The organism is Salinivibrio sp. VGrn1 (genome assembly GCF_009377995.1).
Taxonomy (GTDB): Bacteria; Pseudomonadota; Gammaproteobacteria; order Enterobacterales; family Vibrionaceae; genus Salinivibrio; species Salinivibrio siamensis.
In genome coordinates, this window is record NZ_SATA01000003.1 from 73,313 (window position 1) to 94,130 (window position 20,818).

Sequence of the window (20,818 nt, forward strand, 5' to 3'; positions counted from 1 at the left end):
CGCAGCACGAGGCTGCGTTTTTTCCTCACTAAGTAAACCTAATTACTTAGTAACGCGCAATACAGATGTTTCACCCACAGTGACGGCACCAGAGAGCTTAGTCAGCTCTTTGATTTCGTCCATGTTAGAGATAACAACCGGCGTTAGCGTTGATTTGGCTTTCTCTTCGAGCATGCCTAAATCAAATTCGATCACGGTATCACCGGCTTTCACCGTTTGACCTTCTTCCGCAATGCGCTTAAAGCCTTCGCCTTTTAGCTCGACAGTGTCGATGCCAAAGTGCACGAACAGCTCTACGCCGTCATCAGACTCAATTGAAAAAGCGTGGTTGGTTTCGAAAATCTTACCGATTGTGCCGTTTACCGGCGCAACCATCTTGTCGCCCGATGGTTTAATCGCAACACCATCACCGACGATTTTCTCAGCAAACACAACGTCAGGCACGTCTTCGATGTTGACGATCTCACCCGACAATGGGGCGATAATTTCAATGGCACTAGCGTCGTTGCTGTCTTCAGACACCAACTTCTTCAGTTTGTCGAACAGACCCATAGTGTTGCTCCTAAGCAGTGATTCTTTGCTGATTGTATATTAGCAAGCGGTTTTTTCCGCAATAAATTTTTCGACATAGGCCTCGATTTCTGCCGCAGTTGGCAGAGTGAGTGCTTTGTCGGCCATCGCTTTCACATCAGCAAAGTTGGCATTACGGATAATCTTCTTGATGCGAGGGATAGAGATGGCACTCATACTAAACTCATCCAAACCCATTCCCATCAATAGTAACGTTGCTTTCTCGTCACCTGCAAGCTCTCCGCACATACCCGTCCATTTACCTTCCGCATGTGAGGCATCAATCACTTGCTTGATAACCGTCAATACAGCAGGAGACAGTGGGTTATACAGGTGCGAAATCAGCTCGTTACCACGATCGACCGCCAAGGTGTACTGGGTCAAATCGTTGGTGCCAATGCTGAAGAATTCCACTTCTTTTGCGAGGTGGTGAGCGATCGCAGCCGCGGCTGGCGTCTCAACCATCACACCGATTTCCAGATCGGCGTCGAAGTCGTGACCTTCTTGGCGCAGTTCTGCTTTATAGGTCTCGATCGCTTCTTTCAGCTCTCGGATTTCCTCCACAGAAATAATCATCGGGAACATCACACGGATTTTACCGTGTGCCGATGCGCGAAGAATGGCACGAAGCTGATCGCGGAGAATTTCGCGACGATCGAGGCTAATACGGACTGCACGCCAACCCAAGAATGGGTTCATTTCTTCCGGCAAGTCCATATAAGGCAGATCTTTGTCACCGCCGATATCCATGGTGCGGATGATCACTGGGTGACCATCAATCGCTTTCGCTACCGCTTTATAAGCTTGGTATTGCTCTTCTTCGGTAGGAAGCGAGTCGCGATCCATAAACAGGAATTCGGTGCGATAAAGACCGATACCTTCACCGCCGTTACGGTTCACGCCGTCACAGTCTTTGACTGTACCTACGTTACCGCACACTTCGACTTGGTGACCGTCCAGCGTGATGGCTGGCAGATCTTTAAGCTTAGCCAGTTCCGCTTTTTCGGCGATATGTTGATCGCGAATCGCTTTGAACTTGCTGAGCTCTTGGTCTGATGGGTTGATAACGATTTGGTTGTTAATCGCATCAAGCACCAGCATGTCGCCGTTTTTTACTTTGCTGGTTGCATCATTGGTGCCTACAATCGCTGGTAGCTCAAGCGAGCGCGCCATGATTGAAGAGTGTGAAGTGCGACCACCAATGTCGGTGATGAAACCAAGCACATAATTCAGGTCAACCTGTGCTGTTTCTGAAGGCGTCAGATCGTTTGCAACCAGGATCACTTCTTCGTTGATAGCGCTCAACGACACCATGTTGATGCCAAGTGCGTTTTTGACGAAGCGTGAACCGATATCACGGATATCCGCGGCACGCTCTTTCAGATAATCGTCGTCGAGTGACTCAAGCGTCACCGCTTGTTCTTCGATAACGCTGTAGATTGCGTGATCAGCGGTTGCTAGGTTTGACTTAATGAAGCTGACGATCTCTTCTTCGAGCTCTTCATCTTCAAGCAGCATGATGTGACCTTCGAAGATAGCTTCTTTCTCTTCGCCAAAGGTCTCCCTTGCTTTGTCTTTGATCGCTTCAAGTTGCGTCTTAGACTGTTCGCGAGCATCCAATACGCGCTGAATTTCTTTGTCGATTTGAGACGCAGCAATCTTATCTTTATTGATAACAACGTCTTCTTCTTGCAGCAGCAGTGCTTTACCAAAAGCAATACCAGGTGATGCCAGGATGCCTGAAATCATAGCTTTACCTTACGTTTATCCAACTTAAAACCGATAGAAAAAGAGCCGGATTACTCCAGCTCGTCCATCAGTTTTACTAGGTGATCAACGGCCTGTTGTGCTTGCGCACCTTCAGCAGAGATAGTCACCTTAGTGCCTTTGGTCAAGCCAAGGGTTTGAAGTTTAAATAGGCTTTTTGCGCTCGCGCTCTTACCGTTAGATTCAACAGTGATGTCAGCGTCGTAGCTTTTCGCTTCTTTGACGAACTGCGCCGCTGGACGAGTGTGTAGGCCGTTTTCTGCAGTAATCTCAACTTGCTTCTGATACATGATTCACCCCGTTTCTCTATTTTTTTAAATCTATGTATTAAATATAAGGTTAGCTTAACCGCTAACGGGCGACTTCGCTATCCGTTGACGCTAACCTAACCAAGAAATCGACCCGATAGCTTAATCCATGTCAATTTCGTGTCATCTTTTTGCCATTTTTGACCTTCCACTCATTAGGCGCGAGGGCTTTTATTTTGATGCGGAAAATAAAAAGGCAGACGTGTTTTACTAAAGCTTAATATAAAAATCAAACAAAAAAGGCCCAATTTGGGCCTTTGCGAATAGGGGGTTATGGAGGCTGGTTGGCTAACCTGCTGTTACTGCTCGGTTTCCAGCTCGGTGAACATCCCAGCAAACAGTGGCGAGCTGAGATAACGCTCTGCTGCACTTGGCAAAATTGTGACGATCTTCTTATTTGCGAACTCGGGAAGCTCAGCAATTTTGTTTGCCGCAACCACGGCTGCACCTGAAGAAATCCCGCCCAAGATGCCTTCTTCTTCCATCAAACGGCGAGCCATCGCAATGGCTTCGTCTGAGCTGACAGAGACCACCTGGTCAACAAGCGTGACATCCAAGTTTTTTGGCACAAAGCCCGCGCCAATACCTTGAATTTTGTGAGGGGCAGGCTGCACGTCTTGGCCCGCGATCGTTTGTGCAATCACTGGCGATTCAGCGGGTTCGACCGCGACCGTGGTGATGGCTTTGCCTTTGGTGTTTTTGATGTAGCGGCTAACACCGGTTAGGGTGCCACCTGTGCCAACACCGGCAACAAATACATCGATTTCACCGTCGGTGTCTTCCCAGATTTCAGGCCCTGTGGTTTTTTCATGGATCTCAGGGTTGGCGGGGTTATCAAACTGTTGCAGCATCAGGTATTTGCCTGGCTCTGCTGCCATGATTTCTTCGGCTTTGGCAATCGCCCCTTTCATGCCTTTTGGCGCTTCGGTGAGCACCAGCTTCGCGCCCATGGCTTTAAGCAGTTTACGACGCTCAAGGCTCATTGACTCCGGCATGGTAAGGGTCAGCTTATAACCACGTGCCGCCGCGACATAAGCGAGTGCGATCCCCGTGTTACCACTGGTTGGCTCAATCAATTCGATACCGGGTTTGAGGGTGCCTTTTTTCTCTGCGTCCCAGATCATATTGGCGCCGATACGGCACTTGACGCTGAAGCTTGGGTTGCGTGCTTCAACTTTGGCTAACACGTTTGGCTTCGCCACGCGGTTTAGGCGAACTAGCGGTGTGTTTCCGATGGTTTGTGTATTGTCTTCGTAAATCTTGCCCATTGTATCGTTCCTTCATGACACCGATTTTAATCACACTCCAAGCATATCTCTGCTGCTTGGTTTTGAAAGGATCGGTTGGTTATATCTTATTGTGACATTAACCAATAACTGATTGGTTAACCGAAAAAAGCCCACACCGATGATGTGAGCGTTCGCGTAGACGATCACAGACTAATTGCGTCCCAATGACGCTTTGTGCTTATCCACCCACATGGCGGTCGCGCCGCATACGGCCGCAGGCATCACCAGTAGATTGAGAAAAGGGGTCATGGTAAATAGCATCACCACGGCGCCAAAGCCAAGCGATGCGCCCCGCTGTTGATTTAAGGTCTGGCGCATGGCGGGAAACGATACCTTGTGATTGTCAAACGGGTAATCACAGTATTGAATCGCCATCATCCACGCGCTAAACAAAAACCAGATCACTGGCCCCACAGTTTGTCCGACCGCTGGTATCCACAGCAGTAACAAAAAACCTATTGCTCTGGGGATGTAGTAAGCGAGCTTTTGCCATTCTCGTTTCATCACCCGCGGGATATCTTTAATGATGCCAGCCAAGCCATCATCAGGCGCACGCGTTCCCGACAGCTTTGCCTCCACGTGTTCGGCCAATAGACCATTGAACGGCGCCGCTATCCAGTTGGCCAACGTGCTGAACACATAGGAGAACACGACCAAGATAGCAACCACCACCAAAGGCCAAATCAAAAAAGAGAGCCAGGACAACCACTCAGGCAGGCTGGCCATCCAATGATCGATCCAGTCACCAACTTGTGAAAGCAAATAGATGAACGCGCCGCCAAGCAGCAACACATTGATCAAAATAGGAATGATCACAAACCGGCGTAAGCCGGGGGCCATCATCAGAGAAAAGCCTTGGAACAGGTAGCCAGCACCACTTTGGGGACGGGGGCGAGCATTATTCGCCATGATATCTCCTTGAGAACAATGTAGGTCACAACAATCCGCATGCATGCGGTCGATACAAAAATAACGATGTGCGCTATATTACGGGGGGAATCCTTGCGATGACAACGACCCAATAATGGGAAAGTTTAACGATTTGTGTGTCTTGATTCGTTAAATTCTCCCCAACTTTTGATACAGTTAACTAAGTTGACCATTAACGCATTGCGTCAGCCAACGGGCCCCGCTTATGATCACACAAACCTTTGCAAACTGGTTGGCGTTGTGACATAAGCGAATCAAAACGCTGAACATAGATAGATTTGAGAATCGATGATGCAGGAATTGCGCCTTGTACTGATTGTGTTGGGAGCACTAGCAATCGCAGCTTTGCTTTTGCATGGCCTCTGGACAAACAAGAAAGAAAAGACGACCAAGTTTGGTGAAAAGCCGTTGGGAAAACTGGATGACGACAGTGACGAACAAAAGTTTGACCAAGATGGTATTGGTGCCGTCAGAGTTGTCAGTCGCGCTAAAAGCGAGAGCGATAAGCCTGCGCGCCAAGAGCCCGCGATGAACTTTGGTGATAAACCTGAAGTGGATCCATTATTCGCAGGGCAAACTGGCACCGTGTCTGAATCTGAACAGACCCTGTATCCTTCAATGTCTGCGACTGATGATGAGCCTTCGCTTTCAGCCGCCACTCCGCACGTAACCGGTCAAGCTCACGAAGAACCAGAGGCGCCGCAGGCACACGCTACGGTGGCCGATGATGAGCCATCAGAGCCTGCGCCAAGCGTGCATCAAGGTGATACAGAGACGGCTGAACAGGGCGAGCCGCAACCCAGTGATGAACCACCAAAGGCAGATGAACCCGCGGATGAGACCGAAGTACTTGTGTTGCATGTGCATGCGAACAATAGCGACGTGTTCAGTGGTCTTGAGCTGATCCCGACCCTTGAGCAATATGGCCTCCGTTTTGGTGATATGGGCATTTATCACCGTCACTCTGATCTATCGGGGAGCGGAAAAGTCTTGTTCAGTGTGGCCAATATGGTCAAACCCGGTACGTTCGATGTCAGTCATAGCGAAAGCTTTGAAACGCCTGGCATTAGCTTTTTTATGACGCTGCCGTGTTACGGTGAGCCAGAGCAAAACTTTAAGCTTATGCTGCAAACGGCCCAGCAAATCGCGGATGAGTTAGGTGGATTAGTGCTGGATGACTCACGCACGATGATGACGCCATCACGATTGGATGAATATCGCGAGCGCGTCAAAGCCTTCATGGCCAAATAGCCTGCGCTAACGCGACCACGGTTTAAGCATACAGCGGGACATGGCTCCCGCTGTATGTGATTTACAGATATACTTGCCCGCAACCGACTCTGCTCAGACGACGAATCAAACATGGCTTACACCAAACAACAACTCGATGATTTAAAGTATCAGCTCAACTATCATGCCTATCGCTACTATGTAGAAGACAGCCCAGAGCTGCCCGACGCTGAATACGACCGCCTGATGCAAACCCTATTGGCCATCGAGGCCGAGCATCCCGAATGGGTAACCAGTGACTCGCCAAGCCAACGGGTAGGGGGCGCGCCCCTGAGTGCATTTGAAACCGTGACTCACGAGCTGGCGATGCTGTCACTTGATAATGCCTTTGAACCCGCTGATTTGGATGCGTTTGAACGTCGTTTGAAAGAGCGCCTATCGCTAGACGCTGAGCAAGCGGTGACCTACACCTGTGAACCCAAGCTCGATGGCTTAGCGGTGAGCCTGATTTATGAAAACGGTGAGCTGGTGCAAGCGGCGACGCGGGGAGATGGCACTACCGGCGAGAACATCACCCACAACGTCAAAACCATTCGCAATGTTCCCCTCACGCTACAAAAAGGGGATTGGCCAACGCGGCTCGAAGTGCGCGGTGAAGTCTTCATGCCGAAAGCGGGCTTTGAAGCACTCAACGAAGCGGCATTGAAACGAGGCGATAAAACCTTTGCCAATCCGCGCAATGCGGCGGCAGGCAGCCTGCGTCAACTTGACCCCAAAATTGCCGCCAACCGACCATTGAGTTTCTATGCCTATGCGGTGGGTGTCATGTCGACCCCGTTTGGGCAAGGGCAAAGTGAGCGCTTACAAAAGCTGAAAAAATGGGGTCTAGCGCTCAGTCCGGAAGTGAAACGGGTGGAAGGGTTAGACGGCGTGAAAGCCTATTACCAAGACATTATGGCGCGTCGTGATGCGCTGCCCTACGAAATTGATGGGGTGGTGATCAAGGTTGATAGCATTACCAGCCAAGAACGATTAGGTTTTGTGGCGCGGGCACCGCGTTGGGCCATTGCTTACAAATTCCCGGCGCAAGAAGAAATCACCACCCTTAACGATGTGGAATTCCAAGTGGGCCGTACCGGGGCGATTACGCCCGTCGCTAAGCTTGAGCCGGTATTTGTAGGCGGCGTGACGGTCAGTAACGCCACCTTGCACAACGGTGATGAAATCGAACGATTAGGCGTTCATATTGGTGACACCGTGGTGATCCGCCGTGCCGGTGATGTGATCCCGCAAGTGGTGGGTGTGGTGGAAAGTCGACGCCCTGAGCAGGCGAAACCGATTGTGTTTCCCGATGCGTGCCCCGTTTGTGATTCAGCGGTCACTCGCATCGAGGGAGAAGCAGTGGCACGATGCACCGGTGGTTTGATTTGTCTGGCGCAGCGCAAAGAAGCGATCAAACACTTTGCGTCACGTAAGGCAATGGATATTGACGGTTTGGGCGATAAAATCGTCGAGCAGCTAATCGAAAAAGAGCTGATAGAAACCCCCGCTGATCTCTTTACCTTGACGCCAGGTCGGGTGACGCAGCTAGATAGAATGGGGCCAAAGTCAGCCCAAAACTTGGTTGATGCATTGGAAAAAGCCAAAGCCACCACCTTGCCACGCTTTATTTATGCCTTGGGGATTCGTGAGGTAGGCGAGGCAACTGCGCAAAATCTCGCTTTGCATTTTCACACCCTTGAGGCGTTGCGCGCGGCCGATGAAGACGCACTCATTAACGTGCCGGATGTCGGTGCGATCGTCGCGGGTCACATCGTCCGCTTCTTTGCCGAGCCGCACAACCAAAGTGTGCTAGAAGCCTTGCTGGATACTGGGATCCACTGGCCGGAAATCAGTGCGCCTTCTGAGCCAGATGCGCAACCGTTAGCCGGTAAAACCATTGTCCTGACTGGCACCTTATCGCAAATGTCTCGCAGTGATGCCAAAGCGGCGCTACAGGCGTTGGGCGCAAAAGTAACCGGCAGTGTCTCGGCAAAAACCGACATGTTAGTGGCGGGAGAGGCGGCAGGCTCCAAACTGACCAAAGCGCAAGATTTGGGCGTTACTGTGCTCGATGAAGAGCAGATGATTGCCATACTCAATCAGTAGCTTGTACCCATCACGCTGTGCGCTTCGCCGTGTAAGCGAATAACCGCGCACAGGCGCAATAGTTTACATGGCCATGTTCCGTGTCTGGGCATGGCCGGATTGTGGAATTTACCTGTACTGGTAAACTAACCGTTACATATTATTCTCAGCACTGGGATAGGGATCCTAATGACGATTAAAACCCGCTTTGCCCCCAGCCCAACCGGCTTTTTGCATGTTGGTGGCGCGCGTACCGCACTTTACTCTTGGCTGGCAGCACGCAGCCAAGGTGGTCAATTTGTGTTGCGTATTGAAGATACAGATATCGAACGTTCAACCCAAGAAGCTATTGATGCCATTCTAGAAGGCATGAAGTGGCTGGGCCTTGATTGGGATGAAGGGCCGTACTACCAAACGAAACGCTTTGATCGCTATAACGAGCTTGTTGATCAGCTGTTGGCAGAAGACAAAGCCTACAAGTGTTATGCCCCCAAAGAGCTGCTAGAAGAAATTCGTGAAGAGCAAAAAGCGAATGGCTTGAAAGCACGCTACGATGCCAATCATCCTAAAGTGATGGCGGCCAACAGCCAAGCAAACGCTGACGACCCACACGTCATTCGTTTCCGTAACCCCAAAGAGGGCAAGGTGGTGTTTGACGATAAGATCCGCGGTCGGATTGAAATTGCGAACAGCGAGCTTGATGACTTGATCATCCGCCGTACCGACGGCAGCCCAACCTACAACTTCTGTGTGGTGGTTGATGATTGGGATATGGGGATCACCCAAGTGGTGCGTGGCGAAGACCACATTAACAACACCCCGCGTCAGATTAATATTTATGAAGCGCTGGGTGCGCCTGTCCCTGAGTTTGCCCATTGCTCGATGATCCTCGGCGACGATGGTGCCAAGCTGTCTAAACGTCATGGTGCAGTGAGCGTCATGCAATACCGCGATCAAGGTTTCTTGCCACAAGCACTGCGTAACTACTTAGTGCGCTTGGGCTGGTCTCACGGCGACCAAGAAATCTTCTCGATGGAAGAAATGATTGATTTCTTCTCCCTAGAGGCGATCAGTAAATCAGCCTCTGCCTTCAATACGGAGAAGCTGCGTTGGCTGAACAACCATTACATCAAAAACGGTGATCCAGCTGAGGTCGCGTCACACTTGCAATGGCACCTGGATCAGCAAGGCATTGATGCCTCGACAGGACCAGCTTTGACCCAGGTTATCCAGCTGGTGGGTGAGCGTTGTGACACCCTGGTTGAGCTGGCCGAGCAAAGCCGTTATTTCTATCAAGACTTTGATGAGATTGAGGCAACCGCCGCCAAGAAACACCTTCGCCCAGTGGCGCTTGAACCACTGCAAGTGGCAAAAGGCAAGATTGAAGCGCTGGACGAGTGGACGGTTGATGCTCTGAAAGCGGTGATTGCGGATACCTGTGCAGAGCTAGACGTGGGCATGGGCAAAGTCGGGATGCCATTGCGTGTTGCGGTTACAGGCGGCGGTCAATCTCCGTCGGTGGATGCGGTGATGCACCTGATTGGTAAAGACCGTGTGGTGGCGCGTATCGATCAAGCCATCAAAGTGGTTGAAGCTCGAGCCGCACAAAGCTAAAAAGTCGTGACACTGCGGCACAATCAAAAAAGGGCGCTGCGGCGCCCTTTTTTAGTTTGTCATCGCCTGTCTTAATGTGACTCTTCTTCCATCTGCGCACTATCAACAATGTGGTTCTCGCCCATTTTTCGCGGTAGGACAAGATTGAGCACGATGGCCACTAAACCACACAAGCTGATGCCTTGTAAGCTGAAATCACCAATGCCGAAGGCCATCCCGCCAATCCCAAAGACCAAGGTGACGCCGACAATCGCGAGGTTGCGCGAGTCGTGGAGATCAACTTGATTGCGAATCAAGGTATTGAGGCCCACGGTGGCGATAGAACCAAACAGTAGGATCATGATACCGCCCATCACCGGCAAAGGAATGGTTAATAGCAGTGCACCCAGTTTACCCACAAAGGCGAGCACGATGGCAGTGATCGCCGCGTAGGTCATAATCTTAGGGTTAAATGCTTTGGTAAGCATCACCGCCCCGGTGACCTCACTGTAGGTGGTATTGGGCGGGGCACCAAACATTGATGCGGCGATAGTGGCCGCGCCGTCACCTGCCATGGTGCGATGAAGGCCGGGCTTTTTAAGGTAGTCTTTGCGAGTGACGTTGGAAATGGCCAGCATATCGCCCACATGCTCCACCGCGGGCGCTATCGCCACGGGGATCATAAATAAAATGGCGTTAATGTTAAATTCTGGCAAGGTAAAGGCGGGCATCATCAACCAGCTGGCATTTGTCACCTGAGTAAAGTCGACAATCCCCATCACTAGGCTCGCCACATAGCCAATTGCAATGCCAGCCATAATCGGAACCAGCTTGAAAAAGCCTTTGGCGAAGACGCTGACCGCGATGGTGGTCAGTAATGAAAGCAGGGAAATCCAGATAGCGATATCACCGGCGATGAGTTGCTCACTGCCGTCGCCACTTTTACCCAGCGCCATATTGACGGCGGTGGGGGCTAGACCAAGTCCAATCACCATAATCACAGGGCCAACCACCACGGGTGGAAGTAGCTTGTGAATAATGTCGACGCCTTTGAGGCGAATGATGCCTCCCATAATGAGGTAGATAACCCCGGCGGCCATCAGTCCACCCATGGTGGCAGGAATACCGAAATTGTTAACGCCGTACAGAATGGGGGCAATGAAGGCAAACGAAGAGGCGAGAAAAATAGGAACAGAGCGGCGGGTAATAACTTGAAAGATTAGCGTACCTATCCCGGCCCCGAAGAGTGCGACGTTGGGGTCAAGCCCGGTTAACAGTGGCACCAACACCAAGGCTCCAAATGCGACGAACAGCATTTGTGCCCCTTGTAAAACTTGCATCATGATCTCACCTCCAAAAAAAATCGCGCAATGCTAGCACAAAGCGTTTCTGTGATTCCTGTCATGTTTTTAAATGTGAGACCGATAGCAAATAAATGATGTAACGGATTTCATTGGCAAGGGGTAATTGTGAAATACGCCTTTTTGCAGCGACGACTATCACTTTATCGCGTTTGCCCTATCTTTTTTACAAATGAGGATTGCTGAACCTAGAGCTGTCAGCTTATGATCGCTCCACGCCCATTTATCCATGTGGAAAGACTATGAATCGATTTGTGTTGGCCTTAATTGCCTGTCTATGGTTGCCAAGTGCGCTGGCAAACGATCTTTATCACGCCAGCATTCCGCTCGAGAATGGCGCGCAAACCTCGCAACAAGCAGCCAAAAAACAAGGGTTAAGCGCGGTACTGACCAAGGTATCCGGTCAGCGGAATCTGTCCGACAATCCGGCAGTTAAACAAGCGCTACAAGAGGTAGATAGCTTGATTACTCAGCTTGGGTACGGCGAGAGTGATACGGCAGGTGGGGCACCGACGCGTACGTTAGAAGTTGGGTTTGACAGTCAACAAGTACGGGAAATATTGCGTCAAGCGGGGCTACCTTTGTGGGGAAGCCCGCGCCCGTCGGTACTGGTGTGGCTGGTGGATGACCGCGGCCTTGAGCGACAAATTATTTGGGAGCAAAGTGAGCGTCCCGTGATTGATAAGCTGCGTCAAGCGTCGGCATTGCGTGGGTTGCCTGTTCTGATCCCTGTGGGCGATTTTGATGATTTGATGGCGATTTCGAGCAGTGATTTGTGGGGCGGATTTATTCAGCCCGTTGAAGAGGCCAGTGAGCGTTACCAGCCAGACGGTATCGTGATTGCCAAACTGACTGACCAAGGCATGCGTTGGCAGCTTTTCCCTGAAGCAAACCAAATGCAAACCAATCAAACCCGTGGTCAGGCGCGTAACGCAGCCGCAATGATTCATTCACTTGCTGATTATTACGCGCAGCAAACCGGTGTGATCCTCGATCAAAACGATGAAAGTGCGTCTGTCGTGATCGCGGTCGGTGGTATTAATAACGGCAATGATTATGTCGCACTCGAGAAAACACTGGCAAACTTAAATGCGGTACAAGGTGTACATTTACGCAAGCTTAATGATGACACCCTGGTATTCGATGCGCAGTTGGCCGCGTCACAGCAAGCACTGATTAAAGAGCTAACCGCCAACCGAGAAGTGCGCTTAATGACTTCTCAGGAGCAAGAGGCTTATACGGCGAACACATCGCCAACTGCCAGCGATGCGCAACATACCACACAGCCGGCTGTTGAGCTGGAGCAAGGTGAGAAGGCGGGCGAACAGGGGGAGAGCGATAGCACACAAACGCTTGTTCCCGACCCACAACCGTCGGCGGAAAAGCGTCTGTGGTTTGTTTGGCAGCCGTAACGGTGCAGTGACAACCCAATTTAAAAAAGGCTAGCCAACACGGCTAGCCTTTTTGATGGGCAGATGAGGCGTTTACGCTCTGTACGCGTCAATGACTACCAGTTGGCAGGACTAAATTGTTGACCGGCGAGGGCAGCTTCTACCATCAGTCCTCCCTTTGCATGGGTAAAGACAGTCAGGCCATTGACGTAATAAGCTTTCGACTGACGGTTACTGGCGGAGGCTGAGGTGCCAGAGGTACCTGTTTGCGCCGATGCCCCCTCGGTCAATGCGGTGGCAGACGCTTGCGCGCCTAGCTCCACTTGTCCTTGCATAAAGCGGTCATACGCTGTTTTGTCTTTAAAGAAAACAATTTCACTGAACGCTTGACCACCAAAGGTCAGCCCGACCGATACCTGTTTGAGCTCCGCGGCACTCACTGGGGAGCCTTGGCGATAAACGACGCCCTTACCATAGGCACCGCCTACCCAAAAACCCCCTTTGCCGACAGAAGGGAAGACGGCATAGCCGTAGGCGTTATCAAAAAAGGGTTGTGTTTGTGGGTACTGCTTAAATTGTTCGCGCGCGAGGTTGGCTTGACGAACCTGATCTTGCTGCGAGCTAGCCGCACAACCGGTCAATGCCGTCAATGCGACAATGACCAACGCTAACCAGCGATGAGAAAGACGTAACATGTTTGATCTCCTTATGGCGTCAATGAAAATGACCAAAAGCGCAATCAGATTACGTCAGTTTCTCGCGGATAATGTCAGAGGTTTGTCGATATTTTCGCTTGCCGGCTGGGATCGCGACGCCACGCAATGAAACCGATACACCCGCTTATCAGTATCCAAAGCCATAGCGGGGCATTGCCCCATTGGCGGTAAGGCGTTTCCCCTCGGGTGCGGGTGACTTGCGTGGTGAGCACCTGGGTTTCAAATTGCGGCAGGGTAGTTTGAATCTGGCCGTGCTCGTCCATCAAGGCTGTCACACCGTTATTGGTCGCGCGTATCACTGGCAAGCCAAACTCGAGTGCGCGCATGCGTGCAATTTCAAGGTGTTGCCAAGGGCCAATCGAGCGACCAAACCATGCGTCATTCGACAGTGTAATGATGGCGTCACTGTCGGCATTCAAGTTGTCGCGGATCTGCGCGGGAAAGGCAATTTCATAGCAAAGCGCGGTGATATAGTCCCAGCCGTTGGCGGGCAGGGCAGGTTGAACCGGCTCGCCCGGTGAAAATGACGACATCGGCAGGTTAAATAGCGGGGCGAGCGGGCGTAATAGTGCCTCAAATGGCACAAACTCGCCAAACGGTAGCAAATGATGTTTGCTGTACTGGGTGGGGGCCGGATAGCGATACTCGGGTGTCCCTGCACCCAGTGCCAGTACATTGTTAAAATACGCGCCCTGTTCATTTTGGTCGAGCGCGCCTGTGATCACCGTGGTTTGGTTATGCTTGGCGGCTTGATCAAGCTGAGAGAAAAAGCGGGGCAGTTCGCGCTCCAGGGCCGGGACGGCGGCTTCTGGCCAAATAATGACATCACTGTCCCAATGCTGGCGGGTTAAATCTAGGTACTTCATCAGCGTTGGCCAGCGCTGATCGGGACGCCATTTCAGCGCTTGCGGCACATTGCCTTGAATTAACGAAATCTGCTGCTGTTGGTCGGTTTTTGTGACCCATTGAATCGTACCGAGGCCATAGCTAACCGCGATAAGCCCTAACCCGGCGGCGACGGCACCATAGCGTGCTTGTCCTTGCCACTGGCCCCAGAGAGGTGTGATGAGCGCGAGTAGGCCAGCCAGTATAGCCAAGACAAGCGTGATCCCCTGCACGCCGAGCACAGGGGCAATGCCAGCCAGTGGACTGTCGATTTGGCTGTAGCCAGGCCAAAGCCAAGGAAAGCCGGTAAATACCCAGCCTCTAAGCCAATCAATCACAAGCCATAAGGCGGGTGCGAGGATTAACCACTTAATACCCGGCTGGCGACTGGGCAGTTTGTTGACCAATGCGCCGAATAACGCCGGATAGAGGGAGAGATAGGCAATCAGCAGGCCCATTAATGACAAGCCAGCAATGGCCGGCATGCCACCAAAATGGTCAATGCTCACGTAAACCCAGCTAACGCCGGTAGTAAATTGGCCCAGCCCCCAGCAAAATCCCAACCACGCACTGCGCTTGGGCGAGGCGTTTTGTAGCAGGGTGAATAAGCCCCACAAGGCAACCAGCATCAATGGCCAGTACGAGAAGGGAGAAAAGGCGAGGGTGGCGCTGGCACCAAAAGCGGCAGCCAGTAATGACTGCCCGCTTTGGCGTAAACGGTTAGGCGTTTTCACTGTTTGTTTCGCTACTGTCTGGGACGGTGACTTGTAGCTGAATGATACGACGACTATCGGCGGCCGTCACTTTAAAGTGATAATCACCAATATCGACTTCTTCACCACGATCAGGGAGATGGCCAAAGCTGGTCATTACCAGACCACCGATGGTATCGACCACATCGTCTTGGAACTGAGCGCCAAAGTGTTCATTAAAGTCTTCCAAGGTCGTCAGGGCTTTGACCGAGAAAGTATGACGGCTGAGCTGGCGGATTTCCTGCTCCTCTTCGTCGTCGTACTCGTCTTCGATTTCACCGACGATCTCTTCTAAGATATCTTCAATGGTCACTACCCCTGACACGCCCCCGAACTCGTCAATGACAATCGCCATGTGGTAGCGCTCTTCTTGGAACTCCTTGAGTAGACGGTCAACCCGTTTACTCTCAGGCACCACCACAACAGGGCGTAACACTTTTTCGATGTCAAAGTCTTCGGCATCTGGGCGCAGGTAGCGCAACAAATCTTTCGCAAGCAAAATGCCTTCAACATGGTCTTTGTCATCACTGATCACAGGATAACGAGAGTGTTGGGCATCAATAATAATATTAATGATCGCTTCCAATGACTGCGATCGTTCAACGATTACCATCTGCGAGCGGGGTATCATGATATCTCTCACACGCATGTCAGAGATTTGCATCACACCTTCCAGCATGTCCCGTGTGTCGTGATCGATCAGGGCGTTTTGCTCTGAGTCTCGGAACACGTCCACCAGCTCTTGTCTGTCTTTTGGATCAGCTTGGAAAAACTGACCCAGCCGCTCGAAGAAGGTCTTCCTACTCGGACCGTCTGAGTTTTGCGAATTATCGTCGTTCATTCAGTTTCATTCAGTTAGTTAACGCTCGATGAAGTCGTTAGCATAAGGGTCACTGACCCCCATGGCGGCGAGAAGCTCTCGCTCCAATGCCTCCATTTGCTCGGCTTCATCATCCTCAATATGGTCGTAACCCAGTAAGTGTAAGCTACCATGAACAACCATATGTGCCCAATGATCCATCAGTGCTTTGCCTTGTTGTTGGGCTTCTTGTTCAACAACTTGACGGCACACGATGAGATCACCAAGCAAATCAATTTCCACTCCAGGAGGGGCATCAAACGGAAAAGATAACACGTTTGTAGGCTTATCTTTGCCGCGATAGTCGCGATTTAGGCTTTGGCTCTCACCTTCGTCGACAATACGAATCGTCACTTCCGCTTGAGGGCGAGCGGCACGCACTGCCTGCTCAAACCAAGCTTGGAGCTGATCGTCACTGGGCAAGCCTTGTTCGTTCTCACAGGCAATTTGCACATCGACATAGTAGCTCATGACGGCTCCTGTGAGTCAGTGGTGGCAGGCTGCGCAGCCACTTGCTGGGCTTCACGCGCTTCTCGACGACGTGCCTCGGCTTCTTTTCGCGTTTTGGCGTCTTCCGCTTCCCACTTATCGTAGGCTTGAACAATGCGGGTGACCACATGGTGGCGGACGACATCATCTGCTTGGAAAAAGTGGAAGCTAATTTCGTTCACGTCCGCGAGTACCTCAATCGCATGGCGCAGGCCTGAGCGCGCATTGCGCGGTAAGTCGACCTGAGTCACGTCACCGGTGATCACGGCCCGTGAATTAAAGCCAATCCGCGTCAAGAACATTTTCATCTGCTCGACCGTGGTGTTCTGGCTCTCATCCAAGATAATAAAGGCATCGTTCAAGGTTCGGCCACGCATATAAGCAAGAGGTGCCACCTCGATCACGTTACGATCGATCAATTTCTCGACCCGTTCAAAGCCGAGCATTTCAAAGAGCGCATCGTAAAGGGGACGCAAGTAGGGGTCGACCTTTTGGCTCAAGTCACCGGGCAAAAAGCCCAGTTTTTCACCGGCTTCAACCGCAGGACGCGTCAGGAGGATACGACGGATCTCTTGACGCTCAAGCGCATCCACCGCCGCCGCGACGGCAAGGTAGGTTTTCCCCGTCCCCGCTGGGCCGATACCAAAGGTGATGTCATGATTGACCATGTTGGCGATGTACTGCGCTTGGTTGGGCGTGCGCGGTTTGATCACCCCTTTTTTGGTCTTGATGTTGATTTCTTTACCGTAAGGAATGCTCGACTCGGTGTTTTGCTCCAACACGCCCGACTCTTTGATCGCCAAATGAATCGCTTCGGGCTCAATGTCTGGAGAGCTACCACGCACAGGGGCGGTGTCGACGTATAAGCGCTTTAAAATATCGACCGCGGCATTGGCTGTATGGGGTTTGCCCATCACAGTAAATGCATTATGGCGGTGGCTAATTTCCACACCCAAGCGGCGCTCAAGCTGTTTGATATTATCGTCAAACGGGCCACATAAGTTGGCAAGACGGGTGTTGTCGGCAGGCTCTAGGTTCAGGTCAAGAGAGATGATTTTAGACAAGATTATCCTCGCTTTCGGCGCCGGCTATCCGGCGCCGTTGAATTGATGAACGCGTTATGGCGTGAAAACACCAACACCAAGCTCGTTTTCATTGCGCGTCTTCGCCATGATCTCGGTTGGCGAGACGGCGACCCGCAAGTCCATATCTTTTTCGGTACGAACCAGCTCGCCGCGCAGCGAGTTTGGCATCACTTCAGTTATTTTGACGTCAACAAATTGGCCAATCAAATCGACAGAGCCTTCAAAGTTGACCACTCGGTTGTTCTCGGTACGACCACGCAACTCCATCAGGTTTTTGCGTGATGGGCCTTCAACCAAGATACGTTGTTCGGTATCTAGCATCATGCGCGAGTAGCGCATGGCTTGGCTATTCACTTGTTGTTGCAAGCGGTACAAGCGCTCTTTTTTCACTTGCTCTGGCGTATCGTCAGGCATATCGGCAGCCGGTGTGCCTGGACGAGATGAGTAAACAAAGCTAAAGCTCATATCGAAATCGACATCTTTAATCAATTTCATGGTCGCTTCAAAATCTTGCTCGGTTTCGCCAGGAAAGCCGACGATAAAGTCAGAGCTGATAGTGATATCAGGACGCGCCTGACGCAACTTACGGATTTTTGATTTGTACTCAATCGCCGTGTGCGGGCGTTTCATCATGGTCAAAATCCGATCTGAGCCGCTTTGTACCGGCAGGTGCAAGAAACTTGCAACCTCAGGGGTATCACGATACACCTCAATGATATCATCGGTAAATTCAACCGGATGGCTGGTGGTGTAACGGATACGGTCAATACCATCAATCGCCGCGACATAGCGCAGCAGCTCCGCAAACGTGCATACATCACCGTCATGAGTGTCACCACGGTAGGCGTTCACGTTTTGTCCCAACAGGTTAACTTCACGCACACCTTGTTCGGCCAGCTGTGCAATTTCGAACAAAACGTCATCCAGCGGGCGGCTGACTTCTTCGCCACGGGTGTAAGGCACCACGCAGAACGTACAGTATTTTGAACAGCCTTCCATGATCGAGACGAAGGCGGTCGGCCCTTCTGCACGAGGCTCAGGCAGACGATCGAATTTTTCGATCTCTGGGAAGGTAATGTCCATCACTGGCGCATGATCCGAGCGTGACTGCTTGATCATCTCTGGCAGACGGTGCAAGGTCTGTGGGCCAAAAATCACATCCACATAAGGCGCACGCTCACGAATATGGTCGCCTTCTTGGGTTGCCACACAGCCACCGACACCGATCACCAGCTCTGGGTTTTTATCTTTGAGGGTTTTCCAACGCCCGAGTTGATGGAATACCTTTTCTTGTGCCTTTTCTCGAATCGAGCAAGTATTGAGAAGGAGAACATCTGCGTCTTCTGGTTGTTCGGTCAGCTCATAGCCACCGGCAGAATTGAGCAGATCTGCCATTTTGGATGAGTCATACTCATTCATTTGGCAACCCCAGGTTTTGATCAGCAGTTTCTTAGCCATGTAACTTCACGCTCATTGTTAATCTTATGGACGACATTACCCTTTCAAGCTGTATGGTTTTTAATCAGTCAATCAGCTTGGCAAGCCGCGTATTGTACTGCTTTCCAATATCGCTGACCAGATCACAGGCTCGGAGAAATCGTGTCGATCCGGCTAAACGTTTGAGCGGATGCGACAAAGGCCAACTCGGAAAAGCGAATTTGCCCTCACTTTGATCGGATTGATATCGAATTCTCGTTTACCTTCAGTAGAATGCTTGCATCAACGGCACAAAGAGACGGTCATGAATCAATTTGAAGTTATTATAGTCGGTGGTGGCATGGTTGGCGCCGCGGCCGCACTCGGGCTTGCTCGCCAAGGCCGCCAGGTGGCGTTAATTGAGCGCCAGACCCCTGAGCCTTTTGAACCTTCACAACCGATGGACCTGCGAGTGTCCGCGATTTCTCAGGCATCGGTGAGCCTGCTCAAGGATCTCGATGCGTGGGCGAGTGTTGAAGCCATGCGTGTTTGCCCCTACCGCCGCCTAGAAACCTGGGAAGCGGAAGACAGCCGTGTATGTTTCAGTGCCGACCAACTCGACTTGCCACAATTAGGATATATGGTCGAGAATCGCTTGATTCAACTCGGCCTGTGGCAGCAGTTTGCTCGTTTTGACAATTTGCACCTCGTCTCACCGGCCTCGATCACGGGTATGACGCAGGCGGGCGAACTGCATCAAGTCCAATTAGACAGCGGTGACACCCTGAGTGCCCCTTGGCTTATCGGCGCAGACGGTGCCCACTCCAGAGTGAGAGATTACGCGCAAATCGGGCTTACCAGCTGGGATTATCGCCAGCACTGCATGCTCATCCATGTTGAAACCGCTGCCCCCCAACAAGACATTACCTGGCAGCAGTTTTTCCCCACCGGGCCGCGCTCGCTGTTGCCGCTTTGTGGCCACAATGCCTCGCTAGTGTGGTACGACAGCCCAGCGCGTATTCAACAGTTGTGTCAGCTCAATGCCGAACAGCTCAAAGCCGAGATCGTGAGCCATTTCCCACCACAAGTGGGCGACGTCACTCCCATCAATTGGGGAGCATTCCCGCTGACACGCCGTCATGCGCAGCAGTACCATCGCAATGGGGTCGTGGTAATTGGTGATGCCGCCCACACCATTAACCCGCTGGCAGGGCAAGGGGTGAATTTAGGCTTTAAAGACGTCGCTGCACTGCTGGATGCCTGTGCCGATGCGGGCGCACAATGGCAAGCGGAGTCAACGTTAAAGGCATACGAAAAGGCACGCCGCACCGACAACATGATGATGCAAACGGGGATGGATGTGTTTTATGCCGCGTTCAGTAACCAAGTGACGCCTTTAAAACTGGCACGTAATGCGGTGTTTAAACTGGCTGAACACAGTGGCCCGGTGAAAAAGCAGGTGTTGAAATATGCCTTAGGTCTGTAGAGAGGCCAAGGCGCTAAACGTAAAAAAGCCCACATGATGTGGGCTTTTTAATATGGCTGGGGTACCAGGATTCGAACCTGGGAATGACGAGATCAAAACCCGTTGCCTTACCGCTTGGCGATACCCCAGTAGGCGTTGCCTAACTTGGTGCGGAGAGAGGGACTTGAACCCTCACGTCCTTTCGGACACTAGCACCTGAAGCTAGCGCGTCTACCAATTCCGCCACCTCCGCAAAAGGTGGGTAACTCGGCAATAAAAAAGCGCTGCCAAATTACAAAAATAAATGGTGGCTACGACGGGATTCGAACCTGTGACCCCATCATTATGAGTGATGTGCTCTAACCAACTGAGCTACGTAGCCACGCTATAAGGCAAAAGCCTTAAGACGGAACGGATTATGCGGATCGAGAGCCTGAGCGTCAAGTATGGCTACCCATTTTTTTATGATTTTCATCTCGTTGGCTGCAATATTCACCAGTTTGTGCTGATTTTGCCAACAGTATGCGTACAAGGCTTGCTCTGGACAGTGGTGAGGTCAGCTGTAAGACAAAAAAGCCAGCCCGT

The 20,818-nt window shown here is 51.5% G+C and carries 17 protein-coding genes and 3 tRNA genes; 5 read left to right on the forward strand and 15 right to left on the reverse strand.

Annotation, left to right across the window (positions count from 1 at the left end):
- Window positions 1-42: 42 nt before the first annotated feature.
- The 5 genes from crr to cysZ all read right to left on the reverse strand — a co-directional run bounded on the left by crr (window position 43) and on the right by cysZ (window position 4,843).
- The gene (gene crr, locus EHW56_RS06025; RefSeq protein ID WP_046073714.1) at window positions 43-552 is read right to left on the reverse strand and encodes a PTS glucose transporter subunit IIA; all 510 of its coding nucleotides are present in this window, start codon (window positions 550-552) and stop codon (window positions 43-45) included.
- A gap of 39 nt (window positions 553-591) precedes the next feature.
- The gene (gene ptsI, locus EHW56_RS06030; protein WP_152799418.1) at window positions 592-2,319 is read right to left on the reverse strand and encodes a phosphoenolpyruvate-protein phosphotransferase PtsI; all 1,728 of its coding nucleotides are present in this window, start codon (window positions 2,317-2,319) and stop codon (window positions 592-594) included.
- Between the two features lie 50 nt (window positions 2,320-2,369).
- A complete protein-coding gene (gene ptsH, locus EHW56_RS06035) occupies window positions 2,370-2,627 on the reverse strand; it encodes a phosphocarrier protein Hpr (RefSeq protein WP_046073712.1) in 258 nt (85 codons plus the stop codon).
- Between the two features lie 317 nt (window positions 2,628-2,944).
- Window positions 2,945-3,913 carry a cysteine synthase A gene (gene cysK, locus EHW56_RS06040; protein WP_046073711.1) on the reverse strand — a complete coding sequence of 323 codons (969 nt, stop codon included), beginning with the start codon at window positions 3,911-3,913 and terminating at the stop codon, window positions 2,945-2,947.
- Window positions 3,914-4,084: 171 nt separating this feature from the next.
- Window positions 4,085-4,843 carry a sulfate transporter CysZ gene (gene cysZ, locus EHW56_RS06045; protein WP_046073710.1) on the reverse strand — a complete coding sequence of 253 codons (759 nt, stop codon included), beginning with the start codon at window positions 4,841-4,843 and terminating at the stop codon, window positions 4,085-4,087.
- A 309-nt stretch (window positions 4,844-5,152) separates the two neighbouring features.
- Between cysZ and zipA the strand changes: the two genes are divergently transcribed.
- From zipA to gltX, 3 genes are all read left to right on the forward strand, one after another.
- A complete protein-coding gene (gene zipA, locus EHW56_RS06050) occupies window positions 5,153-6,115 on the forward strand; it encodes a cell division protein ZipA (RefSeq protein ID WP_152796857.1) in 963 nt (320 codons plus the stop codon).
- A 111-nt stretch (window positions 6,116-6,226) separates the two neighbouring features.
- On the forward strand, window positions 6,227-8,242 hold the full coding sequence (gene ligA, locus EHW56_RS06055; RefSeq protein WP_152796859.1) for an NAD-dependent DNA ligase LigA: 2,016 nt from the start codon (window positions 6,227-6,229) through the stop codon (window positions 8,240-8,242).
- Between the two features lie 168 nt (window positions 8,243-8,410).
- On the forward strand, window positions 8,411-9,835 hold the full coding sequence (gene gltX, locus EHW56_RS06060; protein ID WP_152796861.1) for a glutamate--tRNA ligase: 1,425 nt from the start codon (window positions 8,411-8,413) through the stop codon (window positions 9,833-9,835).
- A gap of 71 nt (window positions 9,836-9,906) precedes the next feature.
- Here the strand turns inward: gltX and EHW56_RS06065 are convergent, their stop codons facing one another.
- Window positions 9,907-11,157: a uracil-xanthine permease family protein gene (locus tag EHW56_RS06065; protein ID WP_046073706.1), complete on the reverse strand. Its 1,251-nt coding sequence runs from the start codon at window positions 11,155-11,157 to the stop codon at window positions 9,907-9,909.
- 260 nt (window positions 11,158-11,417) lie between these two features.
- On the opposite strand from EHW56_RS06065, the gene EHW56_RS06070 reads away from it, so the two are divergent.
- Window positions 11,418-12,587 (forward strand): DUF2066 domain-containing protein, encoded by a 1,170-nt coding sequence (locus EHW56_RS06070; RefSeq protein WP_152796863.1) that lies wholly within the window; start codon window positions 11,418-11,420, stop codon window positions 12,585-12,587.
- 95 nt (window positions 12,588-12,682) lie between these two features.
- On the opposite strand, the gene EHW56_RS06075 is transcribed toward EHW56_RS06070, so the two are convergent.
- The 6 genes from EHW56_RS06075 to miaB all read right to left on the reverse strand — a co-directional run bounded on the left by EHW56_RS06075 (window position 12,683) and on the right by miaB (window position 18,810).
- Window positions 12,683-13,261 (reverse strand): YSC84-related protein, encoded by a 579-nt coding sequence (locus tag EHW56_RS06075; RefSeq protein WP_077578595.1) that lies wholly within the window; start codon window positions 13,259-13,261, stop codon window positions 12,683-12,685.
- Window positions 13,262-13,335: 74 nt separating this feature from the next.
- Window positions 13,336-14,901 carry an apolipoprotein N-acyltransferase gene (lnt, locus tag EHW56_RS06080; RefSeq protein WP_370517137.1) on the reverse strand — a complete coding sequence of 522 codons (1,566 nt, stop codon included), beginning with the start codon at window positions 14,899-14,901 and terminating at the stop codon, window positions 13,336-13,338.
- Entirely contained in the window at window positions 14,888-15,760 is an 873-nt protein-coding gene (gene corC / locus EHW56_RS06085) for a CNNM family magnesium/cobalt transport protein CorC (protein ID WP_046073703.1), read from the reverse strand. The genes lnt and corC overlap by 14 nt, the downstream gene beginning before the upstream one ends.
- 18 nt (window positions 15,761-15,778) lie before the next feature.
- Entirely contained in the window at window positions 15,779-16,249 is a 471-nt protein-coding gene (gene ybeY, locus EHW56_RS06090) for an rRNA maturation RNase YbeY (RefSeq protein ID WP_046073702.1), read from the reverse strand.
- Window positions 16,246-17,331 (reverse strand): PhoH family protein, encoded by a 1,086-nt coding sequence (locus EHW56_RS06095; protein WP_152799415.1) that lies wholly within the window; start codon window positions 17,329-17,331, stop codon window positions 16,246-16,248. Before EHW56_RS06095 ends, ybeY begins: the two co-directional genes overlap by 4 nt.
- 54 nt (window positions 17,332-17,385) lie before the next feature.
- Complete coding sequence (gene miaB / locus EHW56_RS06100; protein ID WP_046073700.1) at window positions 17,386-18,810, reverse strand: tRNA (N6-isopentenyl adenosine(37)-C2)-methylthiotransferase MiaB; 1,425 nt, start codon at window positions 18,808-18,810, stop codon at window positions 17,386-17,388.
- A gap of 283 nt (window positions 18,811-19,093) precedes the next feature.
- On the opposite strand from miaB, the gene EHW56_RS06105 reads away from it, so the two are divergent.
- Window positions 19,094-20,254 (forward strand): 2-octaprenyl-3-methyl-6-methoxy-1,4-benzoquinol hydroxylase, encoded by a 1,161-nt coding sequence (locus EHW56_RS06105; RefSeq protein WP_152799412.1) that lies wholly within the window; start codon window positions 19,094-19,096, stop codon window positions 20,252-20,254.
- Between the two features lie 53 nt (window positions 20,255-20,307).
- Here the strand turns inward: EHW56_RS06105 and EHW56_RS06110 are convergent.
- The 3 genes from EHW56_RS06110 to EHW56_RS06120 form a co-directional block, all read right to left on the reverse strand.
- Window positions 20,308-20,382 (reverse strand) — tRNA-Gln (locus tag EHW56_RS06110).
- A 17-nt stretch (window positions 20,383-20,399) separates the two neighbouring features.
- Window positions 20,400-20,486: transfer RNA gene (locus tag EHW56_RS06115), tRNA-Leu, on the reverse strand.
- A gap of 52 nt (window positions 20,487-20,538) precedes the next feature.
- Window positions 20,539-20,615: transfer RNA gene (locus EHW56_RS06120), tRNA-Met, on the reverse strand.
- Window positions 20,616-20,818: the final 203 nt, after the last annotated feature.

Excerpts from the sequence above, each read along its gene's own strand:
- crr (WP_046073714.1), bottom strand. The coding sequence starts at position 552 with ATGGGTCTGTTCGACAAACTGAAGAAGTTGGTGTCTGAAGACAGCAAC.
- ptsI (WP_152799418.1), bottom strand. The coding sequence starts at position 2,319 with ATGATTTCAGGCATCCTGGCATCACCTGGTATTGCTTTTGGTAAAGCA.
- ptsH (WP_046073712.1), bottom strand. The coding sequence starts at position 2,627 with ATGTATCAGAAGCAAGTTGAGATTACTGCAGAAAACGGCCTACACACT.
- cysK (WP_046073711.1), bottom strand. The coding sequence starts at position 3,913 with ATGGGCAAGATTTACGAAGACAATACACAAACCATCGGAAACACACCG.
- cysZ (WP_046073710.1), bottom strand. The coding sequence starts at position 4,843 with ATGGCGAATAATGCTCGCCCCCGTCCCCAAAGTGGTGCTGGCTACCTG.
- zipA (WP_152796857.1), top strand. The coding sequence starts at position 5,153 with ATGATGCAGGAATTGCGCCTTGTACTGATTGTGTTGGGAGCACTAGCA.
- ligA (WP_152796859.1), top strand. The coding sequence starts at position 6,227 with ATGGCTTACACCAAACAACAACTCGATGATTTAAAGTATCAGCTCAAC.
- gltX (WP_152796861.1), top strand. The coding sequence starts at position 8,411 with ATGACGATTAAAACCCGCTTTGCCCCCAGCCCAACCGGCTTTTTGCAT.
- EHW56_RS06065 (WP_046073706.1), bottom strand. The coding sequence starts at position 11,157 with ATGATGCAAGTTTTACAAGGGGCACAAATGCTGTTCGTCGCATTTGGA.
- EHW56_RS06070 (WP_152796863.1), top strand. The coding sequence starts at position 11,418 with ATGAATCGATTTGTGTTGGCCTTAATTGCCTGTCTATGGTTGCCAAGT.
- EHW56_RS06075 (WP_077578595.1), bottom strand. The coding sequence starts at position 13,261 with ATGTTACGTCTTTCTCATCGCTGGTTAGCGTTGGTCATTGTCGCATTG.
- corC (WP_046073703.1), bottom strand. The coding sequence starts at position 15,760 with ATGAACGACGATAATTCGCAAAACTCAGACGGTCCGAGTAGGAAGACC.
- ybeY (WP_046073702.1), bottom strand. The coding sequence starts at position 16,249 with ATGAGCTACTATGTCGATGTGCAAATTGCCTGTGAGAACGAACAAGGC.
- miaB (WP_046073700.1), bottom strand. The coding sequence starts at position 18,810 with ATGGCTAAGAAACTGCTGATCAAAACCTGGGGTTGCCAAATGAATGAG.
- EHW56_RS06105 (WP_152799412.1), top strand. The coding sequence starts at position 19,094 with ATGAATCAATTTGAAGTTATTATAGTCGGTGGTGGCATGGTTGGCGCC.